The organism is Emticicia sp. 21SJ11W-3, from assembly GCF_024138715.1.
Classification (GTDB): Bacteria; Bacteroidota; Bacteroidia; order Cytophagales; family Spirosomataceae; genus Emticicia; species Emticicia fluvialis.
In genome coordinates, this window is record NZ_CP092074.1 from 1670878 (window position 1) to 1683148 (window position 12271).

The 12271-nt window shown below is 45.6% G+C and carries 8 protein-coding genes; 4 read left to right on the forward strand and 4 right to left on the reverse strand.

Translation table 11 applies throughout. The annotated features are described in order from the left end of the window. Positions 1–40: 40 nt before the first annotated feature. The 4 genes from MB380_RS07065 (at position 41) to MB380_RS07080 (ending at position 6594) form a co-directional block, all read left to right on the forward strand. Positions 41–760 (forward strand): head GIN domain-containing protein, encoded by a 720-nt coding sequence (locus MB380_RS07065; protein ID WP_101725218.1) that lies wholly within the window; start codon positions 41–43, stop codon positions 758–760. Between the two features lie 214 nt (positions 761–974). After that, complete coding sequence (locus MB380_RS07070; RefSeq protein ID WP_253534118.1) at positions 975–3605, forward strand: valine--tRNA ligase; 2631 nt, start codon at positions 975–977, stop codon at positions 3603–3605. 265 nt (positions 3606–3870) lie between these two features. Next, entirely contained in the window at positions 3871–4983 is a 1113-nt protein-coding gene (locus MB380_RS07075) for an AAA family ATPase (protein ID WP_253534119.1), read from the forward strand. 684 nt (positions 4984–5667) lie between these two features. Beyond that, the gene (locus MB380_RS07080) at positions 5668–6594 is read left to right on the forward strand and encodes a DUF6371 domain-containing protein (protein ID WP_253534120.1); all 927 of its coding nucleotides are present in this window, start codon (positions 5668–5670) and stop codon (positions 6592–6594) included. 51 nt (positions 6595–6645) lie between these two features. Here the strand turns inward: MB380_RS07080 and MB380_RS07085 are convergent, their stop codons facing one another. The 4 genes from MB380_RS07085 to nagA form a co-directional block, all read right to left on the reverse strand. Continuing rightward, positions 6646–8208 carry a magnesium chelatase gene (locus tag MB380_RS07085; protein WP_409014682.1) on the reverse strand — a complete coding sequence of 521 codons (1563 nt, stop codon included), beginning with the start codon at positions 8206–8208 and terminating at the stop codon, positions 6646–6648. A gap of 706 nt (positions 8209–8914) precedes the next feature. Further along, positions 8915–9949 (reverse strand): Ldh family oxidoreductase, encoded by a 1035-nt coding sequence (locus tag MB380_RS07090; protein ID WP_253534121.1) that lies wholly within the window; start codon positions 9947–9949, stop codon positions 8915–8917. A gap of 3 nt (positions 9950–9952) precedes the next feature. After that, positions 9953–10897 carry a sugar phosphate isomerase/epimerase gene (locus MB380_RS07095; protein ID WP_101725488.1) on the reverse strand — a complete coding sequence of 315 codons (945 nt, stop codon included), beginning with the start codon at positions 10895–10897 and terminating at the stop codon, positions 9953–9955. Between the two features lie 191 nt (positions 10898–11088). Next, entirely contained in the window at positions 11089–12219 is a 1131-nt protein-coding gene (nagA, locus tag MB380_RS07100; protein ID WP_253534122.1) for an N-acetylglucosamine-6-phosphate deacetylase, read from the reverse strand. Positions 12220–12271: the final 52 nt, after the last annotated feature.

Genomic DNA, 12271 nt, shown 5'->3' on the forward strand with positions numbered 1-12271 from the left:
GACAAAAAAAACATAGAAAAAGCTAAAAATCGTATTACGTATGAAACGCACCCTGATGTTTATCGGCATAATCCTTTTGGGAGTAACAGGATTATCTTCTTGCAATATTTATTATGACGACCCCGGCACCGGAATCATCGCAACCGAGTTCCGTCGGGCCGGATACTTCAACCGCATTGAACTCAATGTAGCCGCTGAGGTAATTCTGACCCAGGGCCCTGCCCGTGACATAAAAATTGAAGCAGAAAACAACATTATCCCCCGTATTGTTACCCGTATCAGCGGTAATACCCTTATTATAGACAGCAACGGGGGCTGGTATAGCAACAATAAGGTAAAAATCTGGATTCAGACACCCGACGTGTACGGCATCTATGTGTCAAGCAGTGGCCGGGTGGTGAGCGACAACAAGATTTTCGGCAAAAACATTGAGCTGCTGCTGTCGGGCAGCGGGCTGATTGACGTAGCCACCGACATGACCGGCGACGTAGATGCCGAAATTGGCGGCTCGGGGCTGATATATCTGGAAGGTGATACCCGCAACGCCATTTATACCCTGACAGGCAGCGGAAAAATAGAAGCCTTTGGCCTGCGTGCCGACAACACCGATGTGCAGATTAATGGCTCGGGCCGTTGCGAAACCACCGCTTACAATTACCTGGATGTGTACATTGCAGGCAGCGGAATTGTGTGGTTCAGGGGTGCGCCCAGAATCAGCCACCGCATCAGCGGTTCGGGTAAAATAATAGATGCCAACTAATTACCCTTTTGCCCTGTAACCTATCCTGAACAGCCTGCATTTCCCGAAAGAGAGTGCAGGTTTTTTTATAGCCCGCCCAGGTGCAGATTCAGCAAAAAATCAGTAATTTTGCATTCTTTTTTATAATTGGAGAGATTACACGAAAGATTGCCGGATAACCGATTGGAACCACCGGAGAAACATAAAAGATGTATTGACAGACCACCAGATAAGTATGATAAGCAAAACCTACAATCCGACAGAAATAGAAGACAAGTGGTATCAGTACTGGACTGAGAACAAATTCTTTAGTTCAAAACCAAACCCCGACAAAGAGCCTTACTGTATCGTTATTCCTCCGCCAAACGTTACGGGCGTGTTGCACATGGGCCACATGCTCAACAATACCATACAGGATGTGCTCACACGTAAGGCCAGAATGGAAGGCAAAGAAGCCTGCTGGGTGCCGGGTACCGACCACGCCTCTATTGCCACCGAAGCCAAGGTTGTAGCCATGCTGAAAGAAAAAGGCATCAACAAAAGTGATTTGTCTCGTGAAGAATTTCTGAAATACTGCTGGGAATGGACAGAGAAATACGGCGGAATCATCTTGCAGCAATTACGTAAACTGGGGGCATCTTGCGACTGGGACCGTACCCGTTTTACCATGGAACCCAGCCTGTATGATGCCGTAATTGAGGTTTTTGTTGACCTGTATAACAAAGGTGAGATTTACCGCGGATACAGAATGGTAAACTGGGACCCACAGGCCAAAACTACGGTGTCGGACGAAGAGGTTATCATGAAGGATATTCAGCAAAAGCTGGTGTATATCCGCTATGATGGCGATGCCGGAAGCATTACCATTGCCACCGTTCGCCCTGAAACCATCATGGCCGATGCCGCCATTTGTGTGAACCCCGAAGATGAGCGTTACCAACACCTCATAGGCACGAAAGTGAGAATACCGCTCATAAACCGCGAAATCAGCATTATTGCTGATGAATACGTAACCGTTGACTTCGGTACAGGAGCCTTGAAGGTAACCCCTGCACACGACCAGAACGACTACGCCCTTGGCCAGAAACATAATCTGGAAGTGATTGATATACTAACCGATGACGGTAAACTGAACGAACGGGCGAAGATTCTGGTAGGTGAAGACCGCTTTGTGGCGCGTAAGAAGATCATCAAATTGCTGGAAGAATCGGGCAATCTGGAGAAAGTGGAAGACTATAAATCAACCGTTGGTACTTCAGAACGCACCGGAGCCGTAATAGAGCCGAAGGTTTCGTTACAGTGGTTCCTGAAAATGAAAGATTTGTCGGAGCCTGCGCTGAAAAACGTAATGGACGATACGATTCAGTTTATACCTCCCAAATTCAAGAATACCTACAAGTATTGGATGGAGAACGTGCGCGACTGGTGTATCAGCCGTCAGCTTTGGTGGGGGCATCGGATTCCCGCCTATTATATGCCCGACGGCACCTGTATAGTGGCCGCCAGCAAGCAGGAAGCCCTGAAAATAGCCCGCAACAAATACCAGTTGTTTGCCCTGAGCGAGCAGGATTTAACCCAGGACGAAGACGTGCTGGATACCTGGTTCAGCTCGTGGTTATGGCCGATGTCGGTTTTTGATGCCTTCAAAAATCCTGATAATGAAGATATTAAATACTATTACCCAACCAACGACCTGGTAACTGCCCCCGAGATTCTGTTCTTCTGGGTAGCGCGTATGATAATTGCCGGGTATGAGTACCGCGGTATCTATCCGTTTAAGAATGTGTACCTGACGGGTATCGTGCGCGATAATCAGGGGCGCAAGATGTCGAAATCATTAGGTAACTCGCCCGACCCACTCGATTTGATTGAAAAATACGGAGCCGACGGCGTTCGTACGGGTATGCTGTTCAGTTCACCGGCCGGTAATGACCTGCTGTATGATGAAAAACTGATTCAGCAGGGCCGTAATTTCAACAACAAGATATGGAATGCGTTCAGGCTGATAGAAGGCTGGGAGGTAGCCGAAACCGCCGACCAGAACCCTGCTTCGGCCAAAGCTGTTGAATGGTTTAACTCGAGGCTGAATAAGGTAGTGGCCGAGGCGCTTGACCATTACAGCAAGTTCAGGATGTCTGATGCCCTGATGAGTACCTATAACGTTATCTGGGACGATTTCTGCGGGCAGTATCTGGAAATGATTAAGCCGGCCTACGTAGATGGCAAGAGCTTACCGATTGACCGCCAAACCTACAACGCCACGCTTGAGATATTTGATGCCCTGATGCGCCTGGCGCATCCGTGGATGCCGTTTATTACCGAAGAAATCTGGCAGAACATTAAACCCAGAGCTGATAAAGACTCTATCTGTATCGCACCGTTCCCAACTGCCGGAGCAGTAGATGAAGAGATTCTGGCCGATTTTGATATCCTGACGGAAATCATCACCACAGTCCGTAACACCCGTAATGCCAAGCAGATATCGCCTAAAGAGGCATTGCCATTGGCTGTTAAAACGGGTAATCAGGCACGTTATGAAGCATTGGCAGGCTTGATACAAAAGCTGGGCAATATTTCAGAAATCCGTTATGTGAGCGATAAAACAGATGGTATCAGCTTTGTAATTAAAGGCGACGAATTTACGATTGACCTGGGCTCAAACATGGATGTAGAGGCCGAAAAAGCCAACCTGCAAAAAGAGCTGGAGTACACCCGGGGCTTTAAGAAATCAACCGAAGCCAAGTTGGCCAACGAGCGTTTCGTACAAAATGCCAAGCCTGAAATTATAGAAAAAGAACGCCAGAAACTAGCCGATGCCGACGCCAAAATCAAGGCTTTGGAAGAGGCTTTGGTGAAGTTGGGGTAGATAAATTACAGCATAAAAAAGAGGTTTAGCAAGCGGTCGGGATTGATATTCCGGCCGCTTTTTTTATCAGTTTATCCACAAAAAATCTTTTGTGTTTTGCAAAAATAAATCAGCAAAAAAGCATAAATTTATAGACAGCAACAAGTGCCAGATAATGGCTTTGTAGATGCTTTATTGGCTAGATAATAATCACTTACTGCTCATTCTGACCCTAAAATGATACGACGGTGAGTTTATTTTTTGTTTTACTATATTTTTTTGTTTGATGACTAAGAATTTAAAAAATCCACACAAAAGTGATGCTTTACAAGAACACACGCCAACGAATGCTTTAACAGACCCTGATGCCACCCTGCAAAACATCAGGGCGCATTTTGATGAACTGCTGCAAGCGCCTGCATTTGAGGAACAGGAAGACGAAAACACAGGGCTGTTGATTGTGAAATCGGCCAATAGCTGGCTTGAACTGGCTGCCAGCCAGCCAAAACCCGAAATGCTTTTTGATGAGTTCTGGTTTGAAGGCGAATTGTGCATTCTGTTTGCCGATACCAACCTCGGTAAATCTATTCTGGCCGTGCAGATTGGTAACAGCATCAGTAAAGGAGAGGCCGTGCGGGGGTTCAGGCTTGATGCCCAAAAACAAATGGTGTTGTATTTTGATTTTGAGCTGTCGGCCAAGCAGTTTCAGAACCGGTACTCGGTTGATTTTCAGAACCCTTATCGTTTCGATGAGAATTTTAAAAGAGTAGAGCTGAACCCCGATGCGGTGATACCCGACAAGCAGACTTTTGAGGAGTTTCTGAGTAACGCCCTTGAAAAAAGCCTGATTGAAACCGGAGCAAAGGTGCTGATTATTGACAACCTCACGTACCTGAAAACCGAGACCGAGAAAGCCGTAAATGCCATGCCGGTGATGAAGCACCTGAAAGCCCTAAAAAGTAAATTTAGCCTTTCGTTGCTGGCATTGGCACATACCCCCAAACGCGATTTAAGCAAGCCCATCAGCCAGAACGATTTGCAGGGCAGCAAGGCCTTGATGAGCTTTACCGATTCGTCTTTTGCCATTGGTGAAAGCCAGCGCGACAAGGGCATCCGCTACCTGAAACAGATAAAAGTACGCCAAAGCGAATTTATGTATGACACCGACAACGTAGCCGTATGCCAGATAGCCAAAGCAGATAATTTTCTGCAATTTGAATTAACCGGCTTCGGCTACGAAAAAGAGCATCTGCGCGAGGTTTCTGTTAAGGAAAAGGATGAGCGGACGAGTGAGATTATATTGTTGAGGAAGCAGGGGTTTACTAACCTACAGATAGCCATTAAATATGGTCTTTCTGAAAGCGGTGTAAGGAGAATAATTAAAAAGCAAGGGGATTAGAATCGCACTCAATCGCACAAATCGCACTTTTCGTACTACTGTGCGATTAGTGCGAAAAGTGCGATTGGTACCAATAATTTATTAATCATTTGTCAGATAATTAATTAATAGGTATAGTTATTAATACTTATTAATAATTAATTATTATTATTTCTTCATTCTTCTTTTAAAACATCTTTTCTGACCTCTGCTTTAACCAAACCGCACTAATCGCACTAATCGCACTTTTCGTACTGCTGTGCGATTAGTGCGATTAGTGCGATTGAGTGCGATTGAGTACGAGCTAAATAATTATTCTACTATGATTGGTAATCCCTTTAGGGATGTTATATCAATAGAAAATAAAAATGCAAAATGGGCAAAGTCCCGTAGGGACGGTATATTAAAAGCGAGGATTGAATATATCATCCCTACGGGATATGGACACATCAATCTTGCTATTAACTACTGATATACCATCCCTGACGGGATCTTGACATGTCAATCTTACTATTAATTACGGATAAACCTTCCCTGACGGGATTAACTTATGGAAGAAGAATATCCCGTTAGGGATAACATATCAGTAGAAAGAAGTAAGTCGAGATATTCAAAGTCCCGTATGGACGGTATATTAATAGTGCATAGTACACCCCATTTCATATTCACCAAAAATTGTTGTATATTAGTAGCAGAGGATTAGAAATGGAGAATTATCAATTTTTGCTGGAGCCTTATAAGGGCATGAAAACCCGGTACACCTGCCCCAATTGTGGCGAGAAACACGCTTTTACCAGATACATCAATGCTGAAACCGGCGAGCATCTGGCCGACGACGTTGGCCGTTGCAACCGCGAGATAAAATGTGGGTATCATTATACACCCAGGCAGTATTTTCAGGATAACCCTACTGATACCGTTAAGGTAAGGCCCTATAAACCATTGCCCGAAAAGCTGGTGTCGTATATAGAAAACGAAATTTTTCTGGCCAGCCTCAAACCCAATCAGCCCAATAATCTGCTGGCTTTTTTGAGGCATACTTTCGGCGAGGTGAGAACCAATCTGCTTATTAAACGCTATTTTATTGGTACGTCAAAGCATTGGGCCGGGGCTACGGTTTTCTGGCAGATAGATACGCGGCGGAGAATCCGTTCGGGTAAAATCATGTTGTACAATACGGCCACAGGCAAAAGAATCAAAGAGCCTGTCAGCCTTATCAGCTGGGTGCATAGCGTACTCAATCTACCCGATTTCAACCTGAAACAGTGCTTTTTTGGTGAGCATCTGCTCATCAACAACACCAAGCCCGTAGCCATTGTTGAAAGCGAAAAAACCGCCCTGATAGCAAGCCTGTACGAGCCTCGGTTTACATGGCTGGCTGCAGGTAGCCTTAACAGCCTGTCGGCAGATAAGTGTAAAGTGTTAGAGGGCAGAAAGGTTTTTCTTTTTCCGGATGTGAACGCCTTTGAAAAATGGCAGGCCAAAGTGCAGGAGTTTCGGTGGGGAAGCCAATGGGTGGTGTCTGATGTGCTTGAAAAAATAGCTACCGACCAAGACCGCCAGCAGGGCCTTGACCTGGCCGATTACCTGCTCAGGTCTGGCAACGAGAAGCCGAGGCTATACAGGCAGTAAAAGAAAAAGCACACCTGAGTGCAGATGTGCTTTTATATAAGTTTCTATCTATCAATACCGCTTAAAATCGTCATTATCTTCATCCTCATCATCAAACTTCATTTTGTTGGGGTCAAACATGCTGTCGAGCAGGTCTTTGAATTGCAGACCCGTATCAAGCGCCTGTTTGCTGATTAACGAATATTCGGCCAGGCCGTGCAGGGCAAATTCCATCATAAACAGCTTGTCGTTCTCGTTAAGGCGCGGGTGGAAATTCTCCACCAGTTCATCCAGCCCGTCAATGGTTTTTAGTCTGGCTTTGTATTCACGGTCGGTCAAATCGTTCAGAAAATCAATCACATTGCCTTCGCCAAACCAGGTTGATACCTGCTGAAAAGGATTCTTACCTGCTTTCTTTTTCTTCAATGCTTCGGGGTTCGGGAAGTACTTCAGAAACTCCGTCCGCATGGCTTTGCCAATCAGGCTTTGTGCCACATAAACAGGGCCTTCAACCTCGCCTTCATACACCAGCTCAATTTTACCGTTAATGGCCGATATAGCTCCGTAAATGTCAGACACCCGGGCATGTACGTTTTTCTCACCGTTGATGAGTGAACGTCTTTCGGCAGAACTCAACAGGTTTTCGTAGGCCGAGATAGTCATCCGGGCAGAAACCCCGCTTTTCGCATCTACATACTCACTGCTGCGGGCTTCAACGGCTATTTGTTCAATCAGGTCTTTCAGTATATCGTTTACCTCAATTTTCTTCTGTTCGGCTTTAATAATGGCTTCCTGCTGGGTGATTTTACGCCCAATCTCAATCGATTTCGGATAGTGGGTTACTATCTGGCTATCGATACGGTCTTTCAGAGGCGTTACAATACTACCACGGTTGGTGTAGTCTTCCGGGTTAGCCGTAAACACAAACTGGATATCCAGCGGGATTCTCAGTTTGAATCCGCGAATCTGAATATCGCCTTCCTGCAGAATATTGAACAAAGAAACCTGAATACGGGCTTGTAAATCGGGCAACTCGTTGATAACAAAAATACAACGGTGCGAACGCGGAATCATGCCGAAGTGAATGACACGTTCATCAGAATACGGCAGTTTCAAAGTGGCAGCCTTGATAGGGTCAACGTCACCAATTAAATCGGCAATAGAAACATCCGGCGTAGCCAGTTTTTCATTATAGCGTTCGGCACGAGACAACCAGCTTACAGGCGTGGCATCACCTTTTTCGGCAATCAGGTCTTTGGCATAGCGTGAGAGCGGTTCAAGCGGGTCGTCGTTCAGTTCAGAGCCTTCCACTACGGCCACGTATTCATCAAGCAGATTTACCATCAGGCGGGCAATACGGGTTTTGGCTTGTCCGCGCAAACCCAGTAAGTTAATATGGTGCATGGAAAGAATGGCTTTCTCTACATCAGGTATAACGGTTTCTTCATAACCCCATATACCCGGAAAAACCGTTTCTTTATTCTTTAGTTTTTCAATCAGATTGTCTCTTAATTCTTGTTTAATAGATTTTAGGCGATAATTACTGGCTTTCAGTTCACCCAGTGTTTTAATTTTCAATAAGTTTTTGTCGAATGCCATAATGCGAATGCTGCTGATTTTGCGTGTTATAAGCATAACGGATTTAACGCCCAAATGGTTTGTGTGCCGATTTTATTTGCAGAAAATAATGATTTTTTAATGAGGATATAAGAAAGGGCCATTTCTATGGCAGATTGCAAAGAAATGACCCTTATGGAATGGCATTAATGCTTAGCTGCATTGACCCAGAATATACCACAAAATAACAAATACGATAATGGTGCCAAAGCAACCACCACCTAATTTCTTTGCGCCATAACCGGCAAGCAGACCTCGTAGTAAATTATTCATGCGTGTTTCTGAATTTTATAGAGTTTTAAAATTTAACTGTACGATGAAAAAAAACTACGCCTGCGCCATATTACGTATAGTTGTGGTAATCGCTCCACAAATCATATTCAAGCGGCTATTTTCAGAATCCACACTTATTAATTGGGGAAAATGTTCTACTAAGCTAAGTTATAGTAGATTTCTATAAACAATGTTTAAATCCCGTAGGGATGATATATCATTAGAAAATAATGCTACAAATAGAGCTAAGTCCCGTAGGGACGGTATATTAAGGACTCGATTACTAATATATTATCCCTCCGGGATACAAAAACGCTAATCAAATCAATTACTACAGATATAGCATCCCTGACGGGATATAATTGCACACTTTGTAGTATAACGTTGAAGAAAAATTTTACTGAAAATCTAATAAGGTGGTATAATTAAGCAATACCTCTGTTTAAATGGTTCAATCTAAACCAACACCATATTTACTACCCAATTCATTCAAAGCCTTTTCAGTTTCAGGCAACAGATTCACGCCGTTGGCCAGTTGCTGTTTTTTCAGCGTTAATCCTCTGGCACCGGGCATTCTTACGGGTTGGTCGGGGTTAGCAGGTTCTGATGCCAGGCATTGGTTTTTCAGATATTCAGCCTCACGCTTAAAAGCAGATTCCCCTGCAAAGCCTTTCGGGCTTATTATTTGTAGATAAACAGATGCACCCCAAAGGGTAGGTTCATCGGCACGGCCATGGCCAGCTAAGGCACTGGTGAGGGCTTCTACCATCAGGCCTAGCCCGAAACCTTTATCACCGCTGTCCAGCCCACCCAATGGCAGAATTGAACCGGGCGGATTGGCAAAGAATGTGGCAGGGTCGTTCGTAGCATTGCCTTGGGCATCCAGCAGCCAGTGATGAGGCAGCATCTCCTGATTCCGATGCGCACGTGCTACCAGACCGTTAGAAGTGGCAGACATACTTACGTCTATCATAATCGGGTCAGATTCGGTCGGATACCCCACCGCCAGCGGGTCAGGGCTGTATACCGGGGTAAGTCCGCCATACGGAGCCACGGTTTTGTTACGGGGGTCTGAACAGGCCAGCAGAATCATCAAACCTTGACGGGCTACTTTTTCAAGATAAGCAGCCAGACAACCAATATGATGCGATTGCCGAATGGTGATGATAGACGTGCCAAAGGCTTCGGCTCGTTTGGTAGCTTCTTCAATGGCTTTCACTACCAGCCAGGGGCCGGGTAAATAGTTACCATCTAAGGCCAGCACTGCACCAAAATCATTAATGACTTTGGCTTGGCCTTGTTTGGTCATACCGTCTTTTTCTAACTCGCCAACGTAGGCAGGCAGCAACTGCAAGCCATGTGTGCGGTGGCCTAATAGCTCACCTTCCAAAAGAATATCAGCCGTATGGAATGCCTTTTCTGCATCCAGCCCGGCTTGTTGCAATAGATGCTGGCTGAACTGTAACAGTGCCGCTGAGTTTCTCATAAATCAGGCAGTGGCTTTGGCAACAGCGGCTTTCATTTTAGACAGACCCAAAGTGGCAGCTACCAGCGCATCCATTTTCCAGTATTCTTTGTTGAACAGCTCTAAAGATAACACAATGGGCGTATTTTTGCTGTTCAGGTCGCGCAGTATCTGGGTCATAGGAGCAATGCCATCGCCGGGTAAAATACGATCGCCGTCGTTGATGCTTTCTCTGGGTGGCTGGCCGGGGTAATCGTTCATGTGGAACATCTGAACCGAAGAACCATTTATGGTTTTCAGGCTGTTAAAGCTGGAACCTCCTTTATGCAGGTGGTACACGTCTGTCAATACACAAGCCTTGGGGTGGCCACTTTCAGAAGCCACAAACAGTACCTCACCAACCAGATGAAGATTGGTTGAGAAGCCCCACATTTCCAGTTGAGGTATCACGCCGTAGTTATCGCTTACCTCCAGCAATTTGCCATATCTTTCTGCTACGGCCTGTAAGTTAAGTACCTGGCCGGTAGTGGCACCAAACGGAGGGGCTGCAATGCGCTTACAGCCGATTTCGGCCAGCATGGCCATTTCTCTTTTGTTCTGCTCTAAAGCCTTTTCACGTTCGGCGGCATCATCCACTATCCATTTCGAGAAGCCGATGGCATCTTCAATGGTGATACCCAAATCGGCAGCACGTTTCTTAATATCTTTCAGGCTGCCACCTTGTGCCTTATATTTTTCAACGGTGTTTACCCATATTTCAATGGCATCATAGCCTGCTTTGGCAGCTGTTTCTATTTCACCAACCAGCCCGAGGTTCTGCTCGCGGATGGTACTGGTATTTAAACAGAATTTAAAATTGTGTTTGGCTTTGGTGTGGGTTTCGGCCATTGCATCCGGCAAACCCAGACCAAGGCCTGCACCTACTGCTAATGTGTTTTTAAGTAAGTTTCGGCGAGAGATAGCGCTCATTTGCTGTAAAATTTAATAAGTTTCAGATTGAATGTTTCATAATAGTATTGAAAAGTAAATATAGGTTTATATGAGCGGGTTTTCAAGGAAATCGCAAGTTTAGTGCCATAGGGGATGGGGAGATGACAGCCTTTTAAAATACCATTCTATTCCACCGCCATCATTCAGTAAAATGAGTTTTTGCTGCTCACCTACCTGATTACCAGCGGCTCAAAATCCGTGAGGGCTTCGTCAAATACCACAAACCTGGCCGGATACCCCGCTGCAATTTGCCCAACCGATTGCTCCATGTTTACTGCCCTGGCAGCCCGTATGGTAGCCATTTTGATGGCTTCTTCCAGGCTGATACCTACTTGCTGCACGGCATTGCGCACAGCGTCAGCCATGGATATAGCCGCACCTGCCAGATTCCCCTCTGTGTTACGGTATTGTCCGTCTTTCAGGTAGGCATCAAATGCTTCCCATTGAAAATGCGTTACCTTACCACCCACAAAAAGCGCATCAGAAATCAGAAACAGCTTATCTTTTTTGATTTTATAGGCTATTCTTGCCGCAGCGTAGTCGCAATGGTAACCATCCAGAATTATAGGGGCGTACACATCAGGGTTATCAAACGTAGCGCCAACAACCCCCGGTTCGCGGTGGCCCATCTGGGTCATGGCATTGTACAGGTGCGTGCAAAGGCTGATGCCCTTCCGGTAGGCATATTGCGCCTGTTTATAAGTAGCGTTAGAATGGCCTAATGATAACCTGATGCCGCTATCGAGCAGCATTTCCAATTGCTCGTCGGTAAAGTTCTCGGCAGCAATGGTCATTATTTTTATTACATCTTTGCCGTATCTGATAATCTCTTCCAGCTCGTTGTTGGTGGGTTTTCTTACATAAGCTGCCAGATGCGCCCCACGTTTAGCCATATTCAGAAACGGCCCTTCCAGGTGCATACCTAATACGCCCGCATCAGGGTTTTTCTGCATAAAGTTTCTGGTGGCTTCTATGCCTTTCAGAATATTTTCTGTCGGTGAGGTTATCAGGCAGGGCAGCACGTGGGTGGTACCCAGTGCCAGGCTGGCCTCATAAATATCCTGTATGGTTGCTTCGGTTGGGTATTGGGTAAAGTAGTGCTTTTCGCCACCGTTAATGTGCGTATCAATAAAACCGGGGGCAATATGCCTGCCTGCCAGGTCTATGGTGCGTGCCTTTTCATGCCCGAAACTATCAACAGGCTGAATGGCCTGCACAACGCCGTTTTCTATGATAAGGGTATGGTTTTGAAGTACTTGTGTGCCGGTATGAATAGTGGCATGGGCTAAGACGGTCTGCATAACAGGAATAGTGCTGAATTTTGCGGTAAGTTAAGTAAAATACCGGTTTAGA